The organism is Streptomyces krungchingensis, assembly GCF_054729265.1.
In genome coordinates this window covers 5,094,857-5,121,739 of the sequence record NZ_JBPUKY010000001.1, presented here as the reverse complement: position 1 = coordinate 5,121,739, position 26,883 = coordinate 5,094,857, and the positions used below count along the sequence as shown (strand labels likewise).

At 71.2% G+C, this 26,883-nt stretch carries 25 protein-coding genes and 1 riboswitch; of the genes, 14 read left to right on the top strand and 11 right to left on the bottom strand.

Annotated elements, in window-relative coordinates; genetic code table 11:
* Nucleotides 1-53: 53 nt before the first annotated feature.
* Nucleotides 54-1,220: an NAD(P)-binding protein gene (locus ACSYGO_RS22475; protein WP_432172545.1), complete on the bottom strand. Its 1,167-nt coding sequence runs from the start codon at nt 1,218-1,220 to the stop codon at nt 54-56.
* 149 nt (nt 1,221-1,369) lie between these two features.
* Here ACSYGO_RS22475 and ACSYGO_RS22470 point away from each other — a divergent pair, with 149 nt between their 5' ends.
* A complete protein-coding gene (locus ACSYGO_RS22470) occupies nt 1,370-2,098 on the top strand; it encodes a pentapeptide repeat-containing protein (protein WP_460387397.1) in 729 nt (242 codons plus the stop codon).
* A gap of 94 nt (nt 2,099-2,192) precedes the next feature.
* Here ACSYGO_RS22470 and ACSYGO_RS22465 read toward each other — a convergent pair whose 3' ends face one another.
* Nucleotides 2,193-2,693, bottom strand: coding sequence for a hypothetical protein (locus ACSYGO_RS22465; RefSeq protein ID WP_359488676.1), 501 nt, complete (start codon nt 2,691-2,693; stop codon nt 2,193-2,195).
* Nucleotides 2,694-2,968: 275 nt separating this feature from the next.
* Between ACSYGO_RS22465 and ACSYGO_RS22460 the strand changes: the two genes are divergently transcribed.
* A complete protein-coding gene (locus ACSYGO_RS22460) occupies nt 2,969-4,375 on the top strand; it encodes a M1 family metallopeptidase (protein ID WP_426681528.1) in 1,407 nt (468 codons plus the stop codon).
* A 79-nt stretch (nt 4,376-4,454) separates the two neighbouring features.
* Here ACSYGO_RS22460 and ACSYGO_RS22455 read toward each other — a convergent pair whose 3' ends face one another.
* Nucleotides 4,455-5,183, bottom strand: a complete 729-nt coding sequence (locus ACSYGO_RS22455) for a TetR/AcrR family transcriptional regulator (protein WP_426681529.1) — start codon at nt 5,181-5,183, stop codon at nt 4,455-4,457.
* A gap of 142 nt (nt 5,184-5,325) precedes the next feature.
* Between ACSYGO_RS22455 and ACSYGO_RS22450 the strand changes: the two genes are divergently transcribed.
* Nucleotides 5,326-6,840, top strand: a complete 1,515-nt coding sequence (locus ACSYGO_RS22450; protein ID WP_435225985.1) for an MFS transporter — start codon at nt 5,326-5,328, stop codon at nt 6,838-6,840.
* A 102-nt stretch (nt 6,841-6,942) separates the two neighbouring features.
* On the opposite strand, the gene ACSYGO_RS22445 is transcribed toward ACSYGO_RS22450, so the two are convergent.
* Nucleotides 6,943-7,518, bottom strand: a complete 576-nt coding sequence (locus ACSYGO_RS22445) for a TerD family protein (RefSeq protein WP_095935127.1) — start codon at nt 7,516-7,518, stop codon at nt 6,943-6,945.
* 217 nt (nt 7,519-7,735) lie between these two features.
* Between ACSYGO_RS22445 and arfB the strand changes: the two genes are divergently transcribed.
* The gene (arfB, locus tag ACSYGO_RS22440) at nt 7,736-8,173 is read left to right on the top strand and encodes an alternative ribosome rescue aminoacyl-tRNA hydrolase ArfB (protein ID WP_435225987.1); all 438 of its coding nucleotides are present in this window, start codon (nt 7,736-7,738) and stop codon (nt 8,171-8,173) included.
* Nucleotides 8,174-8,282: 109 nt separating this feature from the next.
* Nucleotides 8,283-9,188 carry a sigma-70 family RNA polymerase sigma factor gene (locus tag ACSYGO_RS22435; protein ID WP_432189407.1) on the top strand — a complete coding sequence of 302 codons (906 nt, stop codon included), beginning with the start codon at nt 8,283-8,285 and terminating at the stop codon, nt 9,186-9,188.
* A gap of 49 nt (nt 9,189-9,237) precedes the next feature.
* On the opposite strand, the gene ACSYGO_RS22430 is transcribed toward ACSYGO_RS22435, so the two are convergent.
* Nucleotides 9,238-9,720: a flavin reductase family protein gene (locus ACSYGO_RS22430; protein ID WP_345647026.1), complete on the bottom strand. Its 483-nt coding sequence runs from the start codon at nt 9,718-9,720 to the stop codon at nt 9,238-9,240.
* Nucleotides 9,721-10,238: 518 nt separating this feature from the next.
* On the opposite strand from ACSYGO_RS22430, the gene cdgB reads away from it, so the two are divergent.
* A complete protein-coding gene (gene cdgB, locus ACSYGO_RS22425) occupies nt 10,239-11,975 on the top strand; it encodes a diguanylate cyclase CdgB (RefSeq protein WP_426681533.1) in 1,737 nt (578 codons plus the stop codon).
* Nucleotides 11,976-12,080: 105 nt separating this feature from the next.
* Nucleotides 12,081-13,052: a carbohydrate-binding protein gene (locus ACSYGO_RS22420; protein WP_460387393.1), complete on the top strand. Its 972-nt coding sequence runs from the start codon at nt 12,081-12,083 to the stop codon at nt 13,050-13,052.
* Between the two features lie 83 nt (nt 13,053-13,135).
* Here ACSYGO_RS22420 and ACSYGO_RS22415 read toward each other — a convergent pair whose 3' ends face one another.
* The 4 genes from ACSYGO_RS22415 to ACSYGO_RS22400 all read right to left on the bottom strand — a co-directional run bounded on the left by ACSYGO_RS22415 (nt 13,136) and on the right by ACSYGO_RS22400 (nt 16,796).
* Nucleotides 13,136-13,522 (bottom strand): SH3 domain-containing protein, encoded by a 387-nt coding sequence (locus ACSYGO_RS22415; protein WP_426681535.1) that lies wholly within the window; start codon nt 13,520-13,522, stop codon nt 13,136-13,138.
* Between the two features lie 95 nt (nt 13,523-13,617).
* Complete coding sequence (locus ACSYGO_RS22410) at nt 13,618-14,547, bottom strand: 1-phosphofructokinase family hexose kinase (RefSeq protein WP_432172548.1); 930 nt, start codon at nt 14,545-14,547, stop codon at nt 13,618-13,620.
* A gap of 144 nt (nt 14,548-14,691) precedes the next feature.
* Nucleotides 14,692-15,837, bottom strand: coding sequence for an N-acetylglucosamine-6-phosphate deacetylase (gene nagA / locus ACSYGO_RS22405; RefSeq protein ID WP_460387391.1), 1,146 nt, complete (start codon nt 15,835-15,837; stop codon nt 14,692-14,694).
* Nucleotides 15,837-16,796: an ROK family protein gene (locus ACSYGO_RS22400; protein WP_426681538.1), complete on the bottom strand. Its 960-nt coding sequence runs from the start codon at nt 16,794-16,796 to the stop codon at nt 15,837-15,839. The genes nagA and ACSYGO_RS22400 overlap by 1 nt, the downstream gene beginning before the upstream one ends.
* A gap of 145 nt (nt 16,797-16,941) precedes the next feature.
* Here ACSYGO_RS22400 and ACSYGO_RS22395 point away from each other — a divergent pair, with 145 nt between their 5' ends.
* The 3 genes from ACSYGO_RS22395 to otsB all read left to right on the top strand — a co-directional run bounded on the left by ACSYGO_RS22395 (nt 16,942) and on the right by otsB (nt 19,503).
* Nucleotides 16,942-18,219 carry an ABC transporter substrate-binding protein gene (locus tag ACSYGO_RS22395; protein ID WP_460387389.1) on the top strand — a complete coding sequence of 426 codons (1,278 nt, stop codon included), beginning with the start codon at nt 16,942-16,944 and terminating at the stop codon, nt 18,217-18,219.
* A 44-nt stretch (nt 18,220-18,263) separates the two neighbouring features.
* Complete coding sequence (locus ACSYGO_RS22390; RefSeq protein ID WP_426681539.1) at nt 18,264-18,500, top strand: DUF3263 domain-containing protein; 237 nt, start codon at nt 18,264-18,266, stop codon at nt 18,498-18,500.
* Nucleotides 18,501-18,648: 148 nt separating this feature from the next.
* Nucleotides 18,649-19,503, top strand: coding sequence for a trehalose-phosphatase (gene otsB / locus ACSYGO_RS22385; RefSeq protein WP_426681540.1), 855 nt, complete (start codon nt 18,649-18,651; stop codon nt 19,501-19,503).
* On the opposite strand, the gene ACSYGO_RS22380 is transcribed toward otsB, so the two are convergent.
* Together ACSYGO_RS22380 and ACSYGO_RS22375 are read right to left on the bottom strand one after the other, a co-directional pair.
* Nucleotides 19,491-20,984, bottom strand: coding sequence for an alpha,alpha-trehalose-phosphate synthase (UDP-forming) (locus ACSYGO_RS22380; RefSeq protein WP_435225997.1), 1,494 nt, complete (start codon nt 20,982-20,984; stop codon nt 19,491-19,493). The genes otsB and ACSYGO_RS22380 overlap by 13 nt on opposite strands.
* A 108-nt stretch (nt 20,985-21,092) precedes the next feature.
* Entirely contained in the window at nt 21,093-22,064 is a 972-nt protein-coding gene (locus tag ACSYGO_RS22375) for a glucosyl-3-phosphoglycerate synthase (protein ID WP_460387386.1), read from the bottom strand.
* Between the two features lie 257 nt (nt 22,065-22,321).
* A riboswitch (SAM riboswitch) is annotated at nt 22,322-22,480 on the top strand.
* Between the two features lie 17 nt (nt 22,481-22,497).
* On the opposite strand from ACSYGO_RS22375, the gene thrC reads away from it, so the two are divergent.
* From thrC to groL, 4 genes are all read left to right on the top strand, one after another.
* Nucleotides 22,498-23,784 carry a threonine synthase gene (gene thrC / locus ACSYGO_RS22370; protein ID WP_435226000.1) on the top strand — a complete coding sequence of 429 codons (1,287 nt, stop codon included), beginning with the start codon at nt 22,498-22,500 and terminating at the stop codon, nt 23,782-23,784.
* The gene (locus ACSYGO_RS22365; protein ID WP_095935114.1) at nt 23,781-24,056 is read left to right on the top strand and encodes a MoaD/ThiS family protein; all 276 of its coding nucleotides are present in this window, start codon (nt 23,781-23,783) and stop codon (nt 24,054-24,056) included. Before thrC ends, ACSYGO_RS22365 begins: the two co-directional genes overlap by 4 nt.
* Before the next feature lie 496 nt (nt 24,057-24,552).
* Complete coding sequence (locus ACSYGO_RS22360) at nt 24,553-24,759, top strand: cold-shock protein (RefSeq protein ID WP_005486335.1); 207 nt, start codon at nt 24,553-24,555, stop codon at nt 24,757-24,759.
* A 335-nt stretch (nt 24,760-25,094) separates the two neighbouring features.
* The gene (gene groL / locus ACSYGO_RS22355) at nt 25,095-26,717 is read left to right on the top strand and encodes a chaperonin GroEL (protein WP_345646612.1); all 1,623 of its coding nucleotides are present in this window, start codon (nt 25,095-25,097) and stop codon (nt 26,715-26,717) included.
* Nucleotides 26,718-26,883 lie beyond the last annotated feature (166 nt).

Sequence of the window (26,883 nt, the reverse complement as noted above, 5' to 3'; positions counted from 1 at the left end):
GCGCCTCGTCGTCGGGCGCCCCGCGTCGGTTCTGTACGCGCCAGCCTTCAACCTCAAGCATGCTTGAGGTCAAGGCGCTGCCTGATCCGCAGGGCGAGAGCCACGGCTTCGAGGGCACTGTTGAAGGACACCTCCGAGAGCACCCCGGGGGCCGCGACCTGGTCGCCCGCCAGGTACACACCCTCGCCGCGGTCGATGCGCGGCCGGTCGCGCCAGCTGGTCCCGGGCAGGTCCACCGCGCCGGTCCGGCCGTTCGCCACGGCCTCGCGCCGCCACACGAGCCGCTCGCGCCAGCCGTCGAAGGCGAGGTCGAGCAGGTGCTCGGCACGGGCCACGCCGTCGGCCCTCGACTCGTGCGGTGCGATGGGGATCTGCCCCTGGAGCAGCTGCTCCCCGGCCGGGGCGAGAGTGCGGTCCTGCGCGGTGAACCGCTCGATCCAGCCGGGCGCGTCCAGGTCGGAGACCGCGAACGCGTCGCCCCGGCGGGTGCGCAGGGCCAGGTCGACGAGCGCGGTACGACCGCCGGTCCAGGTCAGCGACGGGTCGCCGAGGAGACGCCGCGCCGAGTCGAGGGAGGTGGCGACGACGACCGGACCACGGTTCACGGGGACCTCGTCCACGCGGGACAGCGTCTCCATGCGCACACCGAGGTTCCACGCCCGCGCCGCCATCCGGTCGATGACGCTCGCCCAGCCGCCGCGCGGATAGTGCGCCTCCGGGGGCAGTTTCATGGCGCGGCGCAGCCGTTCCTGCACGAACGCGGCGGACAGCGCTCCGGGGTCGTGGTGGAAGAGGGCCACGGCGGAGTAGTTCGCGGCGGCCCGCGCGCCCTCCTCGCCCGCCTCCGCCGTGGCCCAGGTCATGAAGTCGACGTCCACGGGCGCCTGCCGGGAGGCACGGCGCAGCAGCTTGAGCATCGCGAAGGGCGGGGTGCGCCGCAGGGCGCCCTTGTGGTGCAGCCGCAGCCGCGCGGCCTCCAGGGGCGGGATCGGCGCGAGCGGCCCGATCAGGTCGCGCTGCTTGAGCCAGGTCCAGTGCGGGCCGCCGCTGTAGAGGGCGTGCGGGCCCTCGTTGGTCCGGTACGGGCCCTCGGCGGTGCGTGCCCGGCCGCCGAGCGTGTGATGCGCCTCGTACACGGTGACCCCGGCGCCCGCCTCGGCGGCGGTGATGGCCGCGGTGAGTCCGGCGAAACCGCCGCCGATGACGGTGATGTGCTGCATGACTGGGGTCTCCCTCGCGTCGTCGTCCGCTGCCGGCTGTCCGGTGCTCCACTTCTGCGCATACGACCGATCGAGCACCCCGGAATGTGACATGGGCGGCGTCTTCGCAGGTCAGGGCGATTGTCAGTGGCGCCGTGCAGGATGGGGCCATGGCGAGGAGAGCGACGGGCGGCAAGGGCGGGACCCGGGGGGCCGGAGGGGGTGCCGGGACCGGTGTGAAGGCGGCGCGGCGGCCGGAGGTCCGGCTGCCCCCGCTGGAACCGTTCGGCGGCGCGGAGTTGGAGCCCGACGGGGACTACGACGGGCTGGAGTTCCTCCAGGCGGACTTCGCCGGCCAGGACGGCGGGGGCGCACGTTTCATGGACTGCGCGCTGACGGGCTGCGCGCTGGACGAGACGCGGCTGCACCACGCGCGCGTGCTGGACTCGGTCCTGACGGGCGCCCGGGGCGTGGGCACGGATCTCGCCGAGTCGACGCTGCGCGACGTCGAGTTGGTGGACGCCCGCCTGGGCGGGGTGCAGCTGCACGGCGCCGTCCTGGAGCGGGTCCTGGTGCGCGGCGGCAAGATCGACTATCTGAATCTGCGCACGGCGCGCCTCAAGGACGTCGTCTTCCAGGGCTGCGTGCTGGTCGAACCGGACTTCGGGGGCGCCCGCCTGGAGCGGGTGGAGTTCGTGGACTGCGTCCTGAAGGGGGCGGACCTCACGGGGGCGACCCTCGTGGACGTGGACCTGCGCGCGGCGGCCGAGCTGGACATCGCGCGGGGCGTGGACCGGCTGTCGGGCGCGGTGATCAGCCCGACCCAACTGCTCGATCTGGCACCGGTGCTGGCGGCCGAGAGGGGAATCCGCGTGGACGGAGGGGCGGTGGAGGACTGAGGGCCCGGAGCGGCGGGAGCCGGGGGAGCGGCGCGACGGTGAGCCACGCCTGCGCCTGGTCGGCGCAGGGCGCTGGCTCCCGGGGGCTTCGGGGCTACGAGACGCGGGGGAAGCGGGCCTGGAGCGTCCAGATCGCCGGGTTCTCGGCGAGGTCGTCGTGCAGGTCGGTGAGGTCGGCGATCAGATCGTGCAGGAAGTCACGGGCCTCGCGGCGGAGTTCGGAGTGCGAGAAGGTCAGCGGCTCCTCGTCGCCGGGCATCCAGTCGGCCTCGATGTCCACCCAGCCGAAGCGGCGCTCGAAGAGCATGCGGTCGCTCGACTCGGTGAAGTCCAGTTCGGCCTGCTGGGGGCGGGAGGCCCGGCTGCCGAGCGGGTCCCGGTCGAGCTGCTCCACGATGTCGCACAGCGCCCAGGCGAAGTCCAGGACCGGCACCCAGCCCCAGGCCGTCGACAGCTCCCGGTCGGCCTTGGTGTCGGCGAGGTAGACGTCTCCGCAGAAGAGGTCGTGGCGCAGCGCGTGCACGTCCGCGCCGCGGTAGTCGGTCTGCGGGGGGTCGGGGAAGCGGTTGGAGAGGGCGTAGCCGATGTCGAGCACGTAGCCGATGGTGTCACGCCGCCGACCCGGCCGACGCGCCGCGGTCGCGCACCGCGGGGCCGTCGCGCGGCCACGGTGAGGGCCCGCCCCGCCGACGGCTCGGACCGCGGTGGGCGGGGCCGGCACCGCGCGGGGCCCGCGGCGGGCGGTGGCGCATCGAGCGCGGCGTGTCGCCGGAACCGGGGTCGGCCGGGGGCGCCGGGTGCGGGCAGAGAGTGCGGTGGGGTTCGGGCGATCGCGTCCGGGTGATGTCGTCGGCTCGTAGGATCGTGGATGTGTCCCGATCTTCCGTCGCCGTCCCCTTTGCCCTCGCGTTCGCCCTCGTCCTGGCCGGATGCGGCGGGGGCGGAGTGCACGGGAAGCCCGGAGCTGCCGGTGTCCGCGACCCGTACTTCCCGAAGCTGGGCAACGGCGGATACGACGTCACGCACTACGGCCTGACCCTCGACTACGAGCCCTCCGGCCGGCAGCTGCGGGGGACGGCGGTGATCACGGCCCGGGCCACCTCGGACCTCAGCGCCTTCGACCTCGACCTGAAGGGGCTGGAGGTGCACGGCGTCACCGTCGAGGGCCGGCAGGCCCGCTGGAACCGCGCGGGCCAGGAGCTGACCGTGCACCCGCGGGACGGCCTCGACGCGGGGGAGACCTTCCGCGTGACGGTCCGCTACTCGGGCACCCCCGAGACGATCACCGACGTGGACGGCTCGCGGGAGGGCTGGCTGCGCACCGCGGACGGCTCGCTCGCGCTGGGCGAGCCGACCGGCTCGATGACATGGTTCCCCGGCAACAACCACCCTTCCGACAAGGCGTCGTACGACATCACGGTCACCGTGCCGAAGGGCCTGCACGCGGTCTCCAACGGGGAGTTGACCAGCGAGACGACCAAGGACGGCCGTACGACGTTCGCGTGGCACACCGCCGAGCCGATGGCCAGCTATGTGGCGACGGTCGCGATCGGCAGGTACGACATCTCGCGCTCGGCCACCGGCAAGGGCCTGCCGGTGTACGTCGCCGTCGACCCCACCCAGGCGGAGGCGGGCAGGAAGGTGCCGGACAGGATCGCGGAGATCCTCGACTGGGCGGAGTACAACTTCGGCCCGTACCCCTTCTCCTCCACCGGCGCGATCGTCGACCGCCCCGGCGACGCGGGCTATGCGCTGGAGACCCAGAACCGCCCCTTCTTCCCCGGCACCACCGACACCCGGATCCTCGTCCACGAACTGGCCCACCAGTGGTTCGGCGACTCCGTGACCCCGAAGTCCTGGCGGGACATGTGGCTCAACGAGGGCTTCGCGACCTATGCGGAATGGCTGTGGCAGGAGGACCACGGCGGGGACAGCACCCAGGACGTCTTCGACGCCCTCTACGCGGGCGACTACTACAAGAGCGGCGCGGGCAACGAGGCCCTCTGGGCGTTCCCGCCGGGCGATCCCCCGAGTGCCGCGCGGATCTCCGACCCGCCCGTCTACGACCGCGGCGCCATGGTCCTGCACAAGATCCGGCAGAAGGTCGGCGACGACACCTTCTACGACATCGTCCAGGGCTGGGCCGCCGCCCACCGTCACGGCAACGCGGACACCGACGAGTTCACCGCCTTCGTCGAGAAGAAGGCGCCGGACGAGGACTTCGGCGTCATCTGGAAGGACTGGCTGTACGGCGAGGGCAAGCCCGCGAAGCCGTGACGGGGGTGCCGGACCGCGAAGCCGTGACGGGTGGGGCAGGCCCGCGAAGCCGTGACGGGGAGGGCGGGAGGCCGGTCCGTCAGCGCGGGAGCCGCAGGGACAGCCCGTCGAGGACGACGTCGAGACCGTAGGCGAACTTGTCGTCCCGGATCCGTACGGGGTCGATGTCCTCGGTGCCGGCGGTATAGGCGTCGGCCAGGTGGTCGTGGTCGGCCGCGGCCTGCCGGGCCGCGGGCATGAGCCGGGCGATGAAGCCGGCCTCGGTCTCGCCGGAGCGCGCGACCGTGGTGAGCCAGGCGGCCTCCGTGGTGCTCATGCCGATGACGTACGACAGCACGGTGTCGATCGCGCCGCTCGGCTCGGGGAAGCCGGCGGCCGTGAACAGGGCGGCCAGGCGCTCGGAGAACGACATGAGGTTGGGGCCGAGGTAGGCGAGGCCCGCCTGCCCGAGGACCGAGGACAGCCAGGGGTGCCGCAGGGCCGTGGCACGGAACGAGCCGGCGGCCTCGGTGACGGCCGCCCGCCAGTCCGGGCTGTCGGCGGGCGGGACCACGATCTCCGCCGCGACCGCGTCGACCGCGAGCTCCATCAGCTCGTCCTTGGTCGCCACGTGCCGGTAGAGCGAGGTCGCGCCGGCGTTCAGCCGGGCGCCGAGCTTGCGCATGCTGAGCGCCTCGATGCCCTCGGCGTCCAGCATGGCGACGGCCTCGCCGACGATCGCGGCCTGGCTCAGCGCGGGCTGGGCGGGCTCGCGCTGCTGCCGGGCCCACACGGACGGGATCGGGTTCGACTTCGCCTTGGCGGCCATGGCGCTCCTTGATGCTGCGTCAGTGCGTCCTGCGTACATCGTTCTCATCGAGCGTACAGGAAAGGGGATTGCGCACACTGTTCCGCTGTGCGTACAGTGTTCGCAACGAAGAAACAGTGTGCGCAGCCGAAAGGAAACTCCCATGGAAAGCCGCAATCCACGCCGCTGGTGGATCCTGATCGTGCTGTGCCTCAGCTCGCTGGTCCTGGTGGTCGACAGCATGGCGCTGACCGTCGCGGTGCCCCGGATGACCGAGGACATCGGAGCGAACGCCCAGGACACCCAGTGGATCCTGGACTCCTACATCCTGGTCTTCGCCGGGCTCCTGCTCACCTCCGGCAGCCTCGGCGACCGGTTCGGACGCCGGAAGGTCATGATCATCGGCCTGCTGTTCTTCGGGCTCGCGTCACTGGCCGCGACCGTGTGCACCGACCCCGGCGAGGTCATCGCCGTACGCGTCGCGATGGGGGTCGGCGGAGCGCTGGTCATGCCCTCGACGCTGTCCATCCTCATCACCGTCTTCGACGAGGAGGAGCGCGGCCGGGCGATGGCGGCGTGGAGTTCGGTCTCGATGCTCGGGCTGGTCGGCAGCCCCGTGCTCGGCGGTGTGCTGATCGACCACTTCTCCTGGCACTCGATCTTCCTCATCAATGTGCCGGTCGTCGCGCTGGCGATCGTCGCGGGTCTCACCCTCATGCCGGAGTCCAAGGGGCCCTGGCAGAAGCCCGATCCGCTCGGTGCGGTGCTGTCCGCCGTCGGTATGACCGCCCTGGTCTGGTGGATCATCGAGCTTCCGCAGCACGGCGCCTTCGGCGGGCGCTCCACGGTCACCCTGGCCGTCGCGGTCGTCGCCCTGACCGGGTTCGTGATCTGGGAGAACGTCACCCCCGCACCGATGGTCCCGCTGGTGCTGTTCAAGCACCGCGACTTCAGCGGCGGTTCGCTCTCGCTGTCCCTCGTGCAGATCGGCAACGGCGGCCTGCTGCTGGTCCTCACCCAGTACCTGCAGTTCGTGCTCGGCTATTCGCCGGTCAAGGCGGGCCTCGCCTTCGTGCCCCTCGCCGTCACCGCGCTGATCGGCAACTTCGCCGGAGCGGCGCTCACCGCGAAGCTCGGACACCGTGTCCTGGTCCTCGCCGGAATGCTCGTGATGGTCGCCTGCTTCGCCCTGCTGACCACCGTCTCCGCCGACTCGGGCTTCACGGTCCCCGCGGTCGCGCTCGGTCTGCTCGGTCTCGGCGCCGGTCTCGCGATGCCGGCCGCGGTCGGCGCGCTGATGGGGACCATCCCGCCGGAGAAGGCGGGCGTCGGCTCCGCCCTGAACGACACCATCCAGCAGGCCGGAACCGCACTCGGCATCGCGATCCTCGGCTCGCTCCTGTCGAGCGGCTTCGCCCGGGAGATGCCCGCCGGCGCCCCCGAGGAGGCCAGGCACTCGATCGCCGGAGCGCTGGCCGTCGCCCACGGGGACAGCTCTCTGGTGCGCGCCGCCCGCGAGGCCTTCACCGCCTCGATGGCGACCACCTTCACCGTCAGCGCGATCGGTGTCCTCGCCGCGGCGCTGCTGGCCACCCTGGTCATGCGCGGCGGGCGGGCACAGGCCGCCGCGGCACCGGCCGCCGAGGCCGCGGCCGAGGACGCGGAAGTCGCCGCCTGAGCCGGGCGAGGAGCCGCCCGGACGTGACGAGGAGGAACAGTTGACGGAGCCCCCGGCCCGAATGGGCCGGGGGCTCCGTCAGGTGGTGCGGGAGACGGCGGATCAGACGTTGACGCCGAAGTCCTGGGCGATGCCGACGAGGCCCGAGGCGTACCCCTGGCCCACGGCGCGGAACTTCCACTCGGCGCCGTTGCGGTAGAGCTCGCCGAAGACCATCGCGGTCTCGGTCGCGGCGTCCTCGGAGAGGTCGTAGCGCGCGATCTCGGCGCCGCCGGCCTGGTTGATGATGCGGATGTACGCGTTGCGGACCTGGCCGAAGTTCTGCGTGCGGGTCTCGGCGTCGTAGATCGAGACCGGGAAGACGATCTTGTCGATGTCGGCGGGGAGAGCCGCCAGGTTGACGTTGATCGCCTCGTCGTCGCCCGCGCCCTCGCCCGTGCGGTTGTCGCCGGTGTGGACGATGGTGTTGTCCGGCGTCTGCTTGTTGTTGAAGAAGACGAAGTGGGCGTCCGAGTAGACCTTGCCCTGCGTGTTGACCGCGATGGCCGAGGCGTCGAGGTCGAAGTCGGTACCCGTGGTGGTGCGGACGTCCCAGCCGAGGCCCACGGTGACGGCGGTCAGGCCCGGAGCCTCCTTGGTGAGCGAGACGTTGCCACCCTTGGACAGGCTTACAGCCATTGTTGGGAGTCCCTTCCCTCGTTGCGTACGCGGTGCTTGTGCCTCGTACGTTTGGGCTTCGAACGGCTTCGTACGGTCACGAAGCTACAGCTACCCCTATGAACGCCGAGAGGGGTACGGAAGGTTCCAGCTCTCTTTACTTTCTTTACCTTCGATTCGCTCCGACGGCGCAGGCGAGCGGAAAAACGGGTGACGCGGACCGGACATCCGCGCGACCATGAACCTCATGTCCGGTCCCTATGTCGTGCGCGGCTCCGTCTCCCTTCCCGAGGCCGAGCTCATGTGGCGTTTCTCGCGCTCCGGCGGGCCCGGAGGACAGCACGTGAACACCACCGACTCGCAGGTCGAACTGCGCTTCGACCTGGCCAGGACCGAGGCGCTGCCGCCCGTGTGGAAGGAGCGCGCCCTCGCCAGGCTGGCCGGGCGGCTCGTCGACGGGGTCGTCAGCGTCCGGGCCTCCGAGCACCGGTCCCAGTGGCGCAACCGCGAGGCCGCCGCCGTGCGGCTCGCGTCCCTGCTCGCCGAGGCCACCGCTCCACCGCCCCGGCCCCGCCGCGCCACCCGCATCCCCCGCGGCATCAACGAGCGGCGGCTGCGCGAGAAGAAGCAGCGCTCGGACACCAAGCGCGGACGCTCCGGGCGCGACTGGTCCTGACCCCCGCCGGGTCCCGGACGCGCGGCCGGACGGCCCGCGTCACATTCGCGTCCCGCGATCCGTCATGGCTGTGACGGACCGCGACGAGGAGATGGGACCCATGAGCGAGATGAGCGAAGCCGGCGAGCCGGCCGGGCCGGCCGCCGGAGAAGAAGAGTTCCTCGCCGAGCGGTTCGAGGCGCACCGCGGTCATCTGCGCGCGGTCGCCTACCGCATGCTCGGCTCGCTCACCGAGGCCGACGACGCCGTGCAGGAGGCCTGGCTGAAGCTCAGCCGGGCCGACGCGAGCCACGTCGACAACCTCGGCGGCTGGCTGACGACCGTCGTCGGACGGGTCTGCCTGGACATGCTGCGCTCCCGCCGGGCCCGTGGCGAGGAGCCCCTGGAGGACCGGCCCGGAGTGCGCATGCCGGAGCCGGTGCTCAGTCCCGTCAGCGGCGTCGACCCGGAACAGCAGGCGCTGATCGCCGACTCGGTGGGCATCGCCCTGCTGGTGGTGCTGGAGACGCTGACGCCGGCCGAGCGGCTCGCCTTCGTGCTGCACGACCTCTTCGCGGTGCCGTTCGAGGAGATCGCGCTCCTCGTGGGCCGTACGCCGGCGGCGTCCCGGCAGCTCGCCAGCCGGGCCCGGCGACGGGTGCAGGGCGGGGCACCCGCGCCCGACGCCGATCTCGCGCAGCAGCGGGAGGCCGTCGACGCGTTCCTGGCGGCGGCGCGCGGGGGCGACTTCGACGCGCTCGTCGCGGCGCTCGACCCGGACGTCGTGGCGCGGTCGGAGGGCGGAGTGACAACCGGTGCGGTCGCCGTGGCCTCGGGCGCCATCGGGTTCGCCCACCTCGCGCACTCCGCGCGGCCCGCCCTCGTCAACGGCGCCGCGGGTGTCGTGGGCATCACCGACGGGCACCTGACCAGTGTTCTCGCCTTCACAGTCGTACACGGTCGGATCGTCGTGATCGACATCCTCAACGACCCGGAGCGGCTGGCCGCGCTCGACGTCACCGTCCTGGAGCGCTGACCGTCGCGCGCGTGCGGGGGCGGCGCCGCCCCCGCACGCCGTGCGGGCGCTAACCCAGCTGCCGGTAGCGGCCCTTGAAGTACGTCAGCGGTCCTCCGTCGGCGCTCGGCACCTCGGCCGTGAGGACGCGGCCGATGACGAGGGTGTGGTCCCCGGCGGCCACCCGCTGCTCGGTGCGGCACTCCAGCGTCGCCAGGGCGCCGCCCACCAGCGGCGCTCCGGCCTCCTTGCCGCGCACGTACGGGATGTCCTCGAAGAGCAGCCGGTCGCTGATGCGGCCCTTCATGGCGAAGCGGCCGGCGATGTGGCGCTGGCTCTCGGAGAGCACGGAGACCGCCCACAGGGGCTGTTCGGCGAGCAGGTCGTCCATGCGGGAGCCCTCGCGCAGGCTGACCAGGACCAGGGGCGGGTCCAGCGAGACGGACATGAACGCCGTCGCGGTCATGCCGACGTCCTCGCCGCCCGGCCCGTCCGGGTCCAGTGCGGGCTCGTGGGCGGTCACCAGGACCACGCCCGCCGCCAGCCGGGTCATGGCGGCGCGGAACTCGTCGTTGCTCACCCCCTCAGCATGCCCGGATGCGGAGGGTGGAGCGGCAGGGGAAGTCTTCAGCACGCCGAAACGCTAGTCTCCGCTTCCCGGGCGGCGCATCGGCCCCCGGCCCGAGACAGGTCCTAGGACCGGAGACGGAGATCGCGACCGCACACGTTCGCGTGGCGTTCGGCCACAATCGCTCACAGTGTCCGCACAGCTCCCCACCATGCGTTCAGTAATCGCACGCTGAAAATGCAGAAACCCCACTCAATTGTTCATCTTCAGCTGTGACTTGAGTCACAGGGGCCATATTTTGTTGACCCTGTGTACCGAGTGGGGAGCGCGCTGTGATTCAGTGGCGGGGAAGCTGAGCACGAAGCTACCAAGCAGTACGTGGGAAAGCACCCGGCAGTCCACCGAGCGGTACACCCAGTCGTAAGCGCGAAGGCACGAAGAACACCTGGTACGCCGAGAGAACCCTGGAGTTGCTGCGAGGTCTCGACGAGGGGGGAGGGCGAATGGAGACCGAGTCGGAGCCCTACGTCCGTCTGGCGACCCTGCGGCAGCTGCATCAGGTGATGGCGGACATGAACACCGCCCGCAGCCTGGCCGACACGCTGCAGACCGTCGCGGACGGCGTGGTCACCGGTCTCGGCTTCGAGCTCGCGTGCGTCAACCTCGTGCGCCAGGACGGCGACCTGGTGGTCGCCGCGCTCGCCGGGAACTCCGCCGCCGAGGCCCTGATCACCGGCCGTGTCGGATCCCGCACCTCCTGGGACCGCCGCCTGACCATGGGCGAGGCCTGGGGCGACCTCCGGTTCATACCGCACACCGAGGGCTGGGTCCTGGACGAGGACGACGTCCCGCAGTGGTACACCGACGGACCCGCACCCCGCTTCGAGGACGAGTGGCACCCCTCCGACCGACTCTTCGCGCCGATGTACTCGCCCGGCGCCTCCGGCTCCACCGGCGGCGGCGAACTGATCGGCGTGCTGTCCGTGGACCGGCCGCGCAACGGCCGGCGCCCCGGCGCCTGGGGGCGCGAGGCGCTCCAGATGTACGCCTTCCAGGCCGCCATCGCGATCAGCAACGCCCGGCTGCGGGCGAACATGCAGCGCGCCCTGGTCCGCCTGGAGCGTGAGCAGCAGGCCCTGCGCGCCAGCGAGGAGTCCTTCCGCCAGGCCTTCGAGTACGCGCCCAGCGGCATGGCGATCGCCGAGATGGGCGGCGACCAGCACGGCCGCATCCTGCGCACCAACGACGCGCTGTGCCGTCTGCTGGGCCGCCCGGCCTCCGCGATGCGCCGCTACTCCTTCTCCGACCTCGTGCACCCCGAGGACATCGGCACCCTGCTCAGGACGTCCGCCGAGGGCGGCCGGGCCGAGCTGCGCCTCGGCCGCCGCGACGGCACGTACGTCTGGGTCCACCTGCGCAACTCCGTCGTCGCGGACGCCGCCGACGGCCCCCGCTTCCTGCTCACCCACGTCGAGGACATCGAGGACCGCAAGCGCCGCGAGCTCCAGCTCGCCCACCGCGCCTCGCACGACGCGCTCACCGGCCTGCCCAACTCCGCGGAGCTGCGTTCCCGGCTCGGCGCCCGCCTGTGCCAGCGCCCGCAGTCCCTGCCGCCCGGCGCCGTCGCCTCCCTGGACGCGGCGTACGGGCACGGCCAGTACACGGAGCTGCCGGCCGTCGCGAACGGCGGCTACGACGGCAGCGCCGCCTTCGACGGGCACGCCCACCCCGCCTACGAGGGCAACGGCCACGGTTTCGACTTCCGCTCCGGCCCCGAGGCCTACGACGCCTTCGACCACCATGTGCACACGGTGGCGCCCGAGGGCGAGACCGACGACGGCACCAAGGGGCTCGCGGTGCTCTTCTGCGACCTCGACGGCTTCAAGTCGATCAACGACCGGTTCGGGCACAACGCGGGCGACGCGGTGCTCATCGAGGTGGCGCGGCGGCTCACCAGCGGCGTCCGCGACGGTGACACGGTCGCCCGGCTCGGCGGTGACGAGTTCGTGGTGCTCGCCGACGGGCTCGGCCGGGCGGACGCGCAGGACCTCGCCGTACGGCTGCGGAACGCGATCATCCCGCCGATCCGGATCGACGGGCGGGCCGTCCGTGTGGGCGCCAGTTTCGGCATCGGATGGGCACACTGCGGGATGACGGCGGACGAGGTGTTGAAATCCGCTGACGAACGGATGTACGTCGAGAAACGGTCTCGTCCCAAACAACATCGGCGTGCCGGATAAAACCCAGGTCAGTGGGTTGATGCGGTGAAGACCCCCCGTTTGGTCCAGCGAGAGCGGGTAGGCTCGCCATTCACCGTGTACCGCATCTGCTGAGGAGACCAAGGGATGACGCCCGGCGACAACGGCGCGAGCTCGCCCGAGGACGACGACCCGTTCGGCTACCTGTACGCCGACGGCCAGGCCAACGGAGCCACCCCGCCCACCGGGGGCGGCGGCTACGGCTACCCGGGCTCGGTCAACCGGACGCGATCGGTGGGTCAGCGCCAGTACGGGCAGCAGGCACAGACCGCGCAGTACGGCCAGCAGGCCGCGACCGCGCAGTACGGCCAGGTTCCGCAGCAGCAGGGCTACGGTCAGCCGAACCCGCACTACGCGGCCCCCGAGACCGTCCCCGGCGGCGCGCCCACCACCCGGACGCCGCTGCCCGGCGACGGCGGCGGGCGGGGCCGCGGCCCCAACACCAAGGGCCTGCTCATCGGCGCGATCGCCGTGGTCGCGGCCGTCGTCATCGGCATCGGCATCGCCATGATGGGCGGCGACTCGAACGACGACGCCAAGGACGACGGCGGCGGCGCCCCGGCGGGGTCGTCCTCGCAGGACGCGTCCCCGACGCCGTCGAGCACCAGCTCCGTGCCCGGCACCGGTGAGCTGCCGAAGATCGACGCCAAGGCGCTGCGGCTGGACGGCGGGGCCACGGTCGCCTCGGACTTCAAGGGCGCCAAGTCCGACGGCGGGGTCTACGTCGCCGGATTCAACCAGGTCGGCGCGAAGGTGACCTGGACCGTCAACGGCATCCAGAAGAGCGGCTCCTGCCGCCTGAACGTGCGCTACGGCATCCCGGGTGTGGACGCCAACGCGACGCTCGTCGTGAACGGCAAGGCGAACACCAACCCGCTGAAGATGGCGAACTTCATCGGCGCGCAGGCCCCGAAGGGCGACTGGGAGAAGGGCTGGCAGACGACCTGGGCCCCGGTCAGCCTCAACAAGGGCACCAACGTCATCGAGATCGCCTGCAACCAGGGCAACCAGTGCGATGCCGTCCTGGATCAGCTGTCGCTCGACAAGCTCGACAAGTGACGCCCGTCCTCGGCGCGTGACATGAGGCGGCGGCCGCACCCCGCGGGAGCGGGGCACAGCCGCCGTCCGCCGACGTGGTCAGGTCACTCCACGCGGCCCCACTCAAGGCAACGGCTCGCGGCCCAGGCCTTCTTGCCGTTCCACCGGACCTCGTGCCAGTCCTTCTCGGTCGGCGAGCTGCTGGTGCACTTGTAGGCGCCGCCGTTGTGCGTGCCGCTGCACCCGGCGACCCAGCACTTCACGATCTTGCCCTTCTTGAGCGTGCCCACCTTGCGGGCCGTGGTGCTGGGCTTCTCCCGGATGGTGGTGTCCCGGGTGTTGTTCCAGCCACCGCCCCATTCCTGGGCGGCCGCGGCGCGCGTGGCGCCGTCGCCCGTGTCCGCGGTCGCCGCGGAGCTCATCGAGACGGCGAGGCCCACCGAGGCGGCACCGATGGCCGCGAGGCGGACGAACTTCCTTGCGCTGTGCATGAATTACCCCCATGTGGAAGCGGATCACTGGTCAGGTGATCCGTGGTCGCCGACGATCTTAACGAACACGTGATCGTCTGTGGCGTATGGGGTGATTACGCCGCGCTGACCTCCGGGGTCACCGTGACCCGGCCGAGCAGGTCCTCGAAGACCGCGCGGTCGAAATCGCCCGCCGTGGGCGCCGTCACGGTCGCCGTGGACAGGGCGACGGCCCTGCTCAGCCGGGCCGGCCAGGGCAGGCCCTCGACGAGGCCCGACAGGAGACCGGCGACGGCCGAGTCGCCCGCACCGGTCGGGTTGCCGCGGGCGCGGACGGGCGGGGCCGCCCGCCAGTGGCCGTCCGGGGTGTGGGCGAGCAGTCCGTCCGGGCCGAGGGAGGCGACCACCGCGTGGGCGCCGCGGCGCCGGGCGTCCCGGGTCGCGCGCAACGGCTCGTGGGAGCCGGTGAGTTCGGCGAGCTCGTCCGCGTTGGGCTTGACTATGTCGGGCCGGGCCGCGACCCCGCGCCGCAGCGGTTCGCCACCGGTGTCCAGCAGCACCGGGACCGCCAGCGCGCGTGCGGTGCGGACGAGTTGGGCGTACGCGCCGACGGGCACTCCGGGCGGCAGACTGCCGCACAGGGCCACCGCGGAGGCGGAGCACAGCAGTTGCTCGTACGCCGTCTGGAAGGCCGACCACTCGGCGGGGGTGATCGCCGGGCCGGGTTCGTTGAGCTGGGTCGTGTCGCCGGTGGCGGCATCGACCACGGCTATCGTGCGGCGGGTCGAGCCGGTCACCGGCAGGAGCGCGTCCACCACACCCGCCGTCCGCGAGAGCAGTTCGCGCACCGTGCGGCCGGTGGCGCCGCCGGCGAAGCCCGTCACCGTCACCTCGTGGCCGAGGGCGGCGAGCACCCGCGCGACGTTCAGGCCCTTGCCGCCGGGCCGTTCGGTCACCTCGGTCACCCGGTGCGAGGAGTGCGGTCGCAGGGAGGGCACGCGATAGGTGATGTCGAGAGCGGTGTTCAGCGTGACCGTGAGGATCACCTGGGACGACCTCCCCCGAAGAAATTCATGGAATGGACGCCGACTGAGCGCCTGCCGGTTGTTCCGGCGGTTCGATCATGCCAAAGACCACGGCGGTCGGCCCAGACCCCCGGGCCAACCGCCGTGCGGCAACGAGGTCGTGAATCATCCCAGTTGGGGATCGACCACCCATTCACCCCCGCGCATGACGCCCTTGAGGGCGAAGTCGGAGTCGAGGACGACCAGGTCGGCGTCCTTGCCCGGCTCCAGCGAGCCCACCTTGTCGTACATGCCGAGCAGGCGGGCGGGGTTGGCGGACAGGGCCGCCACGACACCCTCGACGGGCAGCCTGTCGACCGTGACGGCGCGCTGGAAGGCGCGGTCGAGGGTGAGGGTCGAGCCCGCGATCGAGCCGCCCTCCACGAGACGGGCGACACCGTCGGCGACCTCGACCTCCAGCGGGCCGAGCATGTAGCGGCCGTCGCCGAAGCCCGCCGCGTCCATCGCGTCGGTGATGAAGGCGACCCGGTCGGCGCCCGCGTGATGGAACGCCAGCTCCAGGGAGGCGGGGTGCAGGTGCACGCCGTCGTTGATGAGCTCGACCGTGATCCGCTCGTCCTCCAGGAGCGCCGCGATCGGGCCGGGCGAGCGGTGGCCGAGTGCGGGCATCGCGTTGAACAGGTGCGTCGCCACGGTCGCGCCCGCGTCGATGGCGTCCCGCGTCTGCTCGTACGTCGCGTCCGTGTGCCCGATCGCCGCGATCACCCCGTGCTCGGCCAGCAGTCGTACGGAGTCGATGCCGCCCGGGAGTTCGGTGGCGAGGGTGACCATCTTCGCCCGGCCGCGCGCCGCGTCGATCAGCTTGCGGACCTCCGCGGGGTCCGGGTCGCGCAGCAGTTCCTCGGAGTGCGCGCCCTTGCGGCACGGGGAGATGAACGGGCCCTCGAAGTGGATACCGGCGATGTCGCCCTGCTCCGCCAGTTCGGAGAGCATCCCGGCGCGCTGGGCGAGGCCGTGCATGTCACCGGTGACGGTCGAGGCGACGACCGTCGTGGTGCCGTGCAGGCGGTGCGTGTGCACGCCCCGGAGGACCTCCTCGACCGTCCCCGAGGTGAAGGACGCGCCGCCACCGCCGTGGTTGTGGATGTCGACGAAGCCGGGGACCAGCCAGTGACCGGACAGGTCCAGGTGCTCGTGCTGCGGGGGAGCGCTCCCGGCGATCCGCGTGCCGTCCACGATCACGCGGCCGCCGTCCACGATCCCGGTGGGCAGTACCACCCGGGCGCCGGCGAGAACCTTGCTAGGGGCCATCAGGTGGTTACCTCCGAGCGGTCGATGGTGTCGGTCGTGCCGGTGGCGAGGAGATCCCAGGCCAGCAGGCCCGCGCCCAGGCAGCCGGCGGTGTCGCCGAGGGCCGCCGGGACGATGGACGGCAGTTTCTGGAAGGTGACGCGCTGTTCGACGGCGGCACGCAGCGGTGTGAACAAGGTTTCCCCCGCCTCCGCGAGCCCGCCACCGATGATCAGTGTGCGCGGGTCCAGCAGGGTGAGCGCGGTGACGAGGCCGTCGGCGAGCGCGTCGACCGCCTCCTGCCACACGGCGACCGCCCTGGCGTCACCCGCCTCCACGGCCTTCGCGCAGCCGGCCGCGTCCGCGGACGGGTCGTCCGACGCCTCGGCCCAGGCCTGGCTGACGGCCGCCGCGGAGGCGAACCGCTCCAGACAGCCGCGCTGCCCGCAGGGACACGGGGTCCCTCCGGGGCGTACGACGACGTGGCCGATCTCGCCCGCGAAGCCGTGCGCGCCCTCCTCGACGCCGCCGTCGATGCCGATGGCCCCGGCGATGCCGGTGCCCAGCGGGACGAAGAGGAAACGGTCGGCGCCCTGTCCCGCGCCGATGCGTCCCTCCGCGAGTCCGCCGGTGCGCACGTCGTGTCCGAGGGCGACGGGCACGCCGCCGAGGCGGTCGCCGAGCAGACGGCGCAGCGGCACGTCGCGCCAGCCGAGGTTCGCGGAGTAGGCGGCGATGCCGTTGCGGACGTCGACGATGCCGGGGACGGCGACTCCGGCGGCCACCGCGGGTTCGCCGAAGTGCTCCTCGCCGTGGGCGCGCAGTTCGGCGGCGAAGCCGAGGATCGACTCGACGACCGCCTCCGGACCGCGTTCCCGGCCGGTCGCGCGGCGGGCCTGGTGGAGCAGCTCGCCGTCCGCGCCGACGAGGGCGGCCTTCATCCCGGTGCCGCCCACATCGAGGGCGATGACGTGTCTCACGGGGGACAGTGTCGCCCCTTACCCCAGGAGAGGTCTAGTCCACTCACGTGGTGTAGACCTTGTATCCGCATTCCGAGACGGATGCAACGGACGCAGAAGCAAAGCGACGGCCGGAGACGGTTCCGGGGTTGGGGAGAGCAACGCAGTGCAGCGGCGTAGGACAGGACTGATCGCGGTGGCGTCCGCCCTCGGCATGACGGCGACCCTCGCGGGCTGCGGCGGCCCGGGCGGCTCCTCGGACGTCACGCTCAGACTGGTGGCCGCCGACTACGGCGACTCCAAGGCCAACAGTTCCCAGAAGTACTGGAACAAGCTGGTCGACGCGTACGAGGCCGGCCACCCCGGCATCCAGGTGGAGGTCAGCGTCTACCCCTGGACCGACGTCGACCGCAAGGTCAAGGAGATGGTCGCGGCGGGCCACGCACCCGACATGGCGCAGATCGGCGCGTACGCCGACTATGCCGCCAAGGGGCAGCTCTACAAGGTCGACGACGTGCTCTCCATACCCGTCCAGGCCAACTTCGAGTCGCAGCTCACCGACGCGGGCGAGATGGACCGGACCCAGTACGGGATGCCCTTCGCGGCCTCCACGCGTCTGCTCTTCTACAACAAGACGCTGTTCTCGCAGGCCGGCCTCACGCCCCCGGAGACCTGGGACGAGCTCGCGGCCGACGCCAGGGCGCTCAAGGCCAAGGGCGTGAAGTTCCCGTACGCGCTGCCCCTCGGCCCCGAGGAGGCGCAGGCCGAGACGATGCAGTGGCTGCTGAGCGGCGGCGACGGCTACACCGACGACGTCGGCACGTACTCCATCGACTCCCCGCAGAACGTCGGCACGTTCGACTGGATCAAGGACGAACTGGTCGACAAGGAGCTGACCGGACCCGTCGCACCTGCCAAGCTGAACCGCGCGGACGCGTTCGCGGCCTTCACCCGCGGTGAGGTCGGCATGCTCAGCGGGCACCCCACGCTGATGAAGACGGCAGCCGCGAAGGGCGTGAAGTTCGGCATGGTGCCGATGCCCGGCATCGACGGCAGGGCCAAGGCCACCATGGGCGTCGCCGACTGGATGATGGCCTTCAAGAAGAACGGCCACGGCGAGCAGGTCGGCGACTTCCTCGACTACGTCTACGACGACAAGAACGTGCTCGCCTTCTCCCACGAGTACGACCTGCTGCCGGTGACCTCGTCCGCGTCCGACGCCATGGCCGCGGACAAGGACGACGCGGATCTCGCCCCCTTCCTGGAGGAGCTCCCCACCGCCGTGCTCTACCCGGTCGGCAAGACCTCCTGGGCCGGTGTCAGCGCCGACGTGAAGAAGCAGATCGCCAAGGCCGTGAGCCCCGGGGGCAGCCCGGCCGGAATCCTCGGCTCGCTCCAGATCGCCGCGACCACGGCCGACAGCGCGGCGCAGAGCCAGGGCTAGGGGGTTTCCCGGCGCTGTCGGCGCCGGGAGCTACGGTGCTGTGCATGGACGGCATGGATGGGCTCAGCGCCCGCGAGCGGGGAATTCTCGCCATGGAGCGGCGCGGTTTCTCCGGTCCCGGCGCGAAGGAGCGGGCGGTGCGGGAGCAGCTGGGCCTGGCCCCGGTCCGCTACTACCAGCTCCTCAACGCCCTCCTGGACGACCCTCGAGCCCTGGCCCACGACCCGGTCACGGTGAACCGGCTCCGCCGGGTGCGCGATTCCCGCCGCTCGGAGCGCTGAACCCGCGGGCCCGGCCCGGGCAGGACCCCGAGGGCGGGGCCCCTGGTCCGCGGGCGGCCGGGGAGCGGGTACACGACGACCGGGCCCGGCGCGGACGTGTCGCGATCAGCCATGGGTGAGCCCGCCCGTCCGTGGATAGGGTCGTCCCATGGGCAGCCCTACGGAATCCCCGGACTCCTTGCCGACGCCCGCGACCCCCGCGGGACGCGACGGCCTCGACGCCATCCTCGCCCGGCCCGGCCGGGCCGTGATCGCCCTCGACTTCGACGGGACACTCGCCCCGATCGTCCCCGACCCGGACCAGGCCCGCGCCCACCCGGACGCGGTCCCCGCGCTCGCGGCGCTCGCCCCCAAGGTCGCCTCCGTCGCCGTGATCACGGGCCGCCCGGCCGGGGTCGCGGTCCGCAAGGGCGGCTTCACGGACGTGCCGGGCCTGGAGCACCTGGTGGTCCTCGGCCACTACGGCGCGGAGCGCTGGGACGCGGTGAGCGGCACGGTCACCGCCCCCGCGCCGCACCCCGGCGTCGCCGCCGTCCGGGCCGAGCTGCCCGGGGTGCTGGACCGGGTCGGCGCCTGGCAGGGCACCTGGATCGAGGAGAAGGGCCGGGCCGTCGCCGTGCACACCCGGCGGGCGAGCGATCCGCAGGCCGCGTTCGAGGCCCTGCGCGAGCCGCTGACGGACCTGGCGACCCGCCACGGCCTGATCGTCGAACCGGGCCGCCTGGTCCTGGAGTTGCGCCCGCCGGGCATGGACAAGGGGGTCGCGCTCCTGGAGTACGCCCGTGAGATCGGCGCCGAGTCCGTCCTGTACGCGGGTGATGACCTGGGCGACCTGCCGGCGTTCGCCGCGGTCGACAAGCTCCGCTCCGACGGCGTCCCCGGCCTTCTCGTGTGCAGCGGCAGTTCCGAGGTCGCCGAACTGGCCGACCGGTCCGACACGGTGGTGGACGGCCCGGGCGGCGTCGTGCGCCTGCTGGCGGCGCTGGCGGCTCAGCTCGGCTGAGTGCCGCCGAGTGCCTCCAGCGCGTGCAGCTGCTCCAGGAACCAACGTGAGGGCGGCAGCGCGGTCGCCGCGGCGGCGAGCCGCTTGGTGCGCTCCGCCCGCTCGTGGGCCGGCATGGTCAGCGCCTCGTGCAGCGCCCGCGCCGTGCCGGTCACGTCGAAAGGATTGATCTCGATCGCGTCCTCGCGCAGCTCCTCGTAGGCGCCGGCCTCCCGGGACAGCACCAGCGCGCAGCCCTCGTCGGAGACGACGGGGACCTCCTTGGCGACGAGGTTCATGCCGTCACGGATCGGGTTGACGAGGGCCACGTCGGCGAGCCGGTAGGCGGCCAGCGACCGGGCGAAGTCGTCCTTGACGTGCAGCACGACCGGGGTCCATCCCGGCTTCCCGTACCGGGAGTTGATCTCCTCGGCGAGCCGCTGCACCTCGGCGGTGTAGTCGCGGTAGACGGCCAGGTCCTGGCGCGAGGGGTACGCGAAGGCGACGTGCACGACGCGCTCGTGCCACTCGGGGTGGTCGTCGAGCAGCTGCCGGTACGCCAGCAGCCCGCGCACGATGTTCTTCGACAGTTCGGTCCGGTCGACCCGCACGATGGTCCTGCGGCCCTCGCCGATCTGCTCGCGCAGCGCGGCCATCCGCTCGTCGACGTCCGGTTCGTGCGCGCGCCGGCGCAGGAAGTCCGCGTCCGCGCCGAGGCCGTGCACACCGATCTCGGTGGACCGCACCGGTGGGCGGCCGGTCGGGGTGTGGTCGACGGCCCTGCGTGGGTCGCCGCTCGGCCAGCTGGGGAAGATCCGCTCGCCGTCGGTCTGTCCGGCACAGATCATGAAGGCGTGGGCCCAGCGCCAGGTGAGGAAGCCGAGCCGGTCGGCGCCGAGCATGCCCCACACCAGCTGGGCGCGGATGTCGTCCGGCAGCATCCGGAAGTACTCCGGCGGGGCCCAGGGCGTGTGCGAGAAATGGCCGATCCTGAGGTCCGGGCGCAGCTCGCGCAGCATGCCGGGCACCAGGCACAGGTGGTAGTCCTGCACGATCACCACGGCACCCTCGGCCGCGGCGTCGGCCAGGGCCTCGGCGAACGCGCGGTTGTACGTCTCGTAGGCGGCCCACCGGCGCCGGAACTCCGCGTCGAAGACCGGCTCCAGGGGCGTCTGGTAGAGCATGTGGTGCACGAACCAGAGGACCGAGTTCGCGATGCCGTTGTAGGCGTCGGAGTGCACCTCGGCGTCGATGTCGAGCATGCGTACGCCCTCCTCGGCGACCCCGCGGCGCACCGCCTCGCGGTCGCCGTCGCCGAGCGCCGAGCACACCCACAGGGCGCCCGCGTCGGGACCGATCGCGGAGAGGCCGGAGACCAGCCCGCCGCCTCCCCGCCGGGCGTGCAGCGAACCGTCCTCGCGCACCTCGTACGAGACCGGGCCGCGGTTGGACGCGACGAGAATGCGGTGGGCAGCGCCCTGCGCAGAAGCCGTGGAAGCCATACGCCTCAACCTAGCCCGGCCCGGAAACGCTCAAACGTACGGACGACGGTACGAACAGGCCGTATACGACCGGCGGAGTCGGTCACTCCGTGTTTTCGCAGACCGGGGCTATGCCACTCTGCGTGACTGGTATTCGGCGATGTCCGCCATCGGTGGCCGCTCCTCCGTGTCGACGGAGTAGGTGCGCGGCTCGAAGCCGTCCTCGCCCCGCTCGAACTGGGTGAGGGCCGGGCGGACGAGGTGCCCGCGGGCCAGCCGGAGCTGCGCGGTGCGGTAGATGGCGGCGGCCATCCGGCCGAGCGCCTGGCCGTCCTGGTGACGGTGCTTGCGGACGCCGACGTCGACCTGGGCGAGGGCGTCCAGGCCCACCAGGTGCAGCGCGTCGACGAGCATGCCCAGTTCGACGCCGTACCCGACGGGGAACGGCAGCTGTTCGAGCAGGGAGCGGCGGGCCGCGTACTCGCCGCCCAGCGGCTGGACGAACCCCGCGAGCTGCGGCCAGTGCATGTTGAGCAGGGGACGGGCCATGAGCTCGGTGACACGGCCGCCCTGACCGGCCGCCGTCGCGCCGGACGCGGAACCGTCGGACACGGTCAGCGGCCGGTCGTACATGGCCTTGACGAGGTCCACACCCGGTTCGGTGAGCAGCGGGCCCACGATCCCGGCGACGAAGTCCGAGGAGAACTCCTTCAGATCGGCGTCGATGAAGCAGATGATGTCCCCGCTCGTCACGAGCAGCGACCGCCACAGGACCTCGCCCTTGCCGGGCACGGCCGGGATGCGCGGCAGGATGGCGTCGCGGTGCACGACCCGCGCGCCCGCGGCGGCGGCTACCTCGGAGGTGCGGTCCGTGGAGCCCGAGTCGACGACGACGATCTCGTCGACGAGGGGGACCTGTTCCATCAGGTCGTGACGGATGATCGCGACGATGTCGCCGACCGTCTCCTCCTCGTCGAGGGCGGGCAGGACCACACTGACCGTCGAACTGGTGGCGCGTTTCGCGGCCATGAGCTTGTGGAGCGGGCGATCGGACACGGACCAGGAGCGTGTGCCCAGCCAGCGCTCAACTTCTTCCAGCACAGTCTGCGGCTCCTCACTGTTTGATCACATGCTCTCATCGGCATGCCCGCCGTGGCAGCGGCTGATCGGCTAGGGGGTTCGGTTCGGATCAGCCCGGGTCCGCGAGATCCAAACGAAACCCCCTGGGGTCGTCTCGCGGTTCGGACGACTGGTTCAACTGTCCTGGCCGTCGGTTACAGTCTTGAACAACGCGGATGACCATCGCATGTCCTGGATCGTCGGCGCGTAAGCAGTTCAACAGTCAAACAATCAAATACCGCTCATCCAGAGGGGCAGAGGGATACGGCCCGATGAAGCCCCGGCAACCCTCCAGCCGGTCTCGTACCGATCGACATCTCGATCGCACCGCGAGGCTCCCGGCTCGGGAAGGTGCCAAATCCGTCTCACGGCGAGATGCGTCGTGAGGAAGATGAGGAGAAAGGGCCTCGCCTCCATGGCTGCGCAGACAGTTGCAACCACCACGAACTCCGTCGACCTCGGTCCCGCCGCCGCCCTCTCGTGCCGGGAGTGCGGCCACCGCGTGCCCCTCGGCCCGGTCTTCGCCTGCGAGGAGTGTTTCGGCCCGCTGGAGATCGCGTACGACTACTCGGCCTACGACGCCGAGGAACTCCGCAAGCGCATCGAAGCGGGCCCCGCGAACATCTGGCGCTACGCCCCCCTGCTGCCCGTCCCCGCGGACGTCGCCGAGAAGCCGAACATCAACCCCGGCTGGACCAAGCTCGTCAAGGCCGACAACCTCGCCCGCGAACTGGGCGTGACCGGCGGCCTCTACGTGAAGGACGACTCCGGCAACCCGACGCACTCCTTCAAGGACCGCGTCGTCGCGCAGGCCCTGGAGGCCGCCCGCGCCTTCGGCTTCACCACCCTGTCCTGCTCCTCCACCGGCAACCTCGCGGGCGCCGTCGGCGCCGCCGCGGCCCGCGCCGGCTTCCGCTCCTGCGTGTTCATCCCGCACGACCTGGAGCAGGGCAAGGTCGTCATGGCCGCGGTCTACGGCGGCGAACTCGTCGGCATCCAGGGCAACTACGACGACGTGAACCGCTTCTGCTCCGAGCTGATCGGCGACCCGGCCGGCGAGGGCTGGGGCTTCGTCAACGTCAACCTGCGCCCGTACTACGCGGAGGGCTCCAAGACCCTCGCGTACGAGATCTGCGAGCAGCTCGGCTGGAAGCTCCCGGACCAGCTGGTCGTCCCGATCGCCTCCGGCTCCCAGCTGACGAAGATCGACAAGGGTCTCCAGGAGCTGATCAAGCTCGGCCTCGTCGAGGACAGGCCGTACAAGATCTTCGGCGCCCAGGCCGAGGGCTGCTCGCCGGTCTCCGTCGCCTACAAGGCCGGGCAGGACGTCGTCCGCCCGCAGAAGCCGGACACCATCGCCAAGTCGCTGGCCATCGGCAACCCGGCCGACGGTCCGTACGTGCTCGACATCGCGCGGCGCACCGGCGGTGCGGTGGAGGACGTGAACGACGAGCAGATCGTCGACGCGATCAAGCTGCTGGCGCGCACCGAGGGCATCTTCGCGGAGACGGCCGGTGGTGTGACCGTCGGCGTCACCCGCAAGCTGATCGAGAACGGTCTGCTCGACCCGGCCCTGACCACGGTCGTGCTGAACACCGGCGACGGCCTCAAGACCCTGGACGCGGTGGCCTCGGACACCGGCCTGACCGCGACCATCCGCCCGAACCTGGACTCCTTCCGAGAGGCTGGCCTCGCATCATGAGCGTCAACGTCCGCATCCCCACCATCCTGCGCACCTACACCGGCGGCCTGGCCGAGGTGAGCGCCGAGGGCGCGACCCTCGCCGAGGTCATCGCCGACCTGGAGAAGAACCACACGGGCATCTCCGCGCGCGTCCTGGACGACCAGGGCAAGCTGCGCCGCTTCGTCAACGTCTACGTCAACGACGACGACGTGCGGTTCGAGCAGGGGCTCGAGACGGCGACGCCGGACGGTGCGGGCGTCTCGATCATCCCGGCCGTCGCCGGCGGCTGACGCCTGAGCGGTGACGTGCCGGCGGCCGGGCGCGAGGCCCGCGGACGGCCGTCACCGAGGGTGAGATCCTTACCCAGGGTAATGCCCATCACCGAGAGTTCATCGAATTGCCCCCTCCGTGAGAGAAACGGAGGGGGCAATTCTGCATGGTTGAGCACGGTACAGTTGGGGAACCCGCTTGGCATTTCATGCCGGACGCATATGAGTACCTGTGCGGCACCCGACAAGAAGTAGCCAAAGTGCCCCGCCTTTTTGAGCCGTTTATGGCATTTACGGGGCCCGACTTGCCCTGAATCTTCGCACATTCTCCGCATATTCCCGATCGGCCGTGCCCAGAATTCTCGTCCGATTGACCTGTTGCAGACGGCAGTTGGGCAGATACATTCAGCCGCGGTCGACGCGTTCCGGCGCACACCCCCAACCGTTGGGGGGTGAGGTCTGACCCGGATCCGCGAAGTGTGGATCTGTGCAAGGGCCAGTAATAGGGGAGTTAGGCATGGCTCAGGGCACCGTCAAGTGGTTCAACGCGGAGAAGGGGTACGGCTTCATCGCGGTCGACGGTGGTGCGGATGTATTCGTCCACTACAGCGCGATTCAGATGGACGGCTACCGCACCCTTGAAGAGGGCCAGCGGGTCGAGTTCGAGATCTCGCAGGGTCAGAAGGGGCCGCAGGCGGACATGGTCCGTTTGGCTGCCGGCTGAAGCACGCGCCGACTGATTGTTCGACGTGACGAAGGGCTCGTATCCCCATGGGGTACGGGCCCTTCGGTCTGTCCGCGGTCCGGGGTCCGTCCCGCGGTCCGCTCCCGTGCGCCCCTGTGTTCACCTGGGGATCCGCTGGAGCCGCTTGCACTCGACAGGGGCGAGTGCTAATCATTGGCGTTAGCACTCTGAAGGTGAGAGTGACAACGAAGGACCGGGTCGGTGAGGCCCGCAGGCCGGGTGGGGCAAGGAACCACGAGGCATGCAGGCCGTCCGTCGCGGGCGCCAGCGCGGTCCTGTGAGCTTTCCACCCCAGTCCGGGAGGACCACTTCACATGGCCAAGATCATCGCGTTCGACGAGGAGGCACGGCGCGGCCTTGAGCGCGGTATGAACCAGCTCGCCGACGCCGTCAAGGTGACCCTCGGCCCCAAGGGCCGCAACGTCGTCCTTGAGAAGAAGTGGGGCGCCCCCACGATCACCAACGATGGTGTGTCCATCGCCAAGGAGATCGAGCTGGAGGACCCGTACGAGAAGATCGGCGCCGAGCTGGTCAAGGAAGTCGCGAAGAAGACCGACGACGTCGCCGGTGACGGTACGACGACCGCGACCGTCCTCGCCCAGGCCCTGGTCCGCGAGGGCCTGCGCAACGTCGCCGCCGGCGCCAACCCCATGGCCCTCAAGCGCGGCATCGAGAAGGCCGTCGAGGCCGTCTCCGGTGCGCTGCTGGAGCAGGCGAAGGATGTCGAGACCAAGGAGCAGATCGCTTCCACGGCCTCCATCTCCGCCGCCGACACCCAGATCGGCGAGCTCATCGCCGAGGCCATGGACAAGGTCGGCAAGGAAGGCGTCATCACCGTCGAGGAGTCCCAGACCTTCGGTCTGGAGCTGGAGCTCACCGAGGGTATGCGCTTCGACAAGGGCTACATCTCGGCGTACTTCGCCACCGACATGGAGCGTATGGAGGCCGTCCTCGACGACCCGTACATCCTGATCGCCAACTCGAAGATCAGCAACGTCAAGGACCTGCTGCCGCTCCTCGAGAAGGTCATGCAGTCCGGCAAGCCGCTGCTGATCATCGCCGAGGACGTCGAGGGCGAGGCCCTGTCGACCCTGGTCGTCAACAAGATCCGTGGCACCTTCAAGTCCGTCGCCGTCAAGGCTCCGGGCTTCGGTGACCGCCGCAAGGCCATGCTCGGCGACATCGCCATCCTCACGGGCGGCGAGGTCATCTCCGAGGAGGTCGGCCTCAAGCTGGAGAACGCGGGTCTGGACCTGCTGGGCCGCGCCCGCAAGGTCGTCATCACCAAGGACGAGACCACGATCGTCGACGGCGCCGGCTCTGCCGACCAGGTCGCCGGCCGGGTCAACCAGATCCGTGCCGAGATCGAGAACTCCGACTCGGACTACGACCGCGAGAAGCTCCAGGAGCGTCTGGCGAAGCTGGCCGGCGGCGTGGCCGTCATCAAGGCCGGTGCCGCCACCGAGGTCGAGCTCAAGGAGCGCAAGCACCGCATCGAGGACGCCGTCCGCAACGCGAAGGCGGCCGTCGAGGAGGGCATCGTCGCCGGTGGTGGCGTGGCCCTGCTCCAGGCCTCCCAGGTGTTCGAGAAGCTGGAGCTCGACGGTGACGAGGCGACCGGCGCCAACGCCGTGAAGCTCGCGCTGGAGGCCCCGCTCAAGCAGATCGCCGTCAACGGCGGCCTCGAGGGCGGCGTCGTCGTCGAGAAGGTGCGCAACCTGGCCGTCGGCCACGGTCTGAACGCCGCGACCGGCGAGTACGTCGACATGATCGCCGAGGGCATCATCGACCCGGCGAAGGTGACCCGCTCTGCCCTGCAGAACGCCGCCTCCATCGCCGCGCTGTTCCTCACCACCGAGGCCGTCATCGCCGACAAGCCGGAGAAGGCCGCCGCGGCCGCTCCGGGCGGCATGCCGGGCGGTGACATGGACTTCTGATCGACCCCGGTCGATCACCGTCCTTCGTTCCGAGGGCGGCACCCTTTCCAGGGTGCCGCCCTCGGGCGTTTTCGGGTGCGCGGTCCGGCTGTGTCCCCGGTGGGGCGTGGCCGGGATCACAGGTGTCGTGCGGGTGCGGCGGAATGCGGGGCCGGGGTTCGCGGGT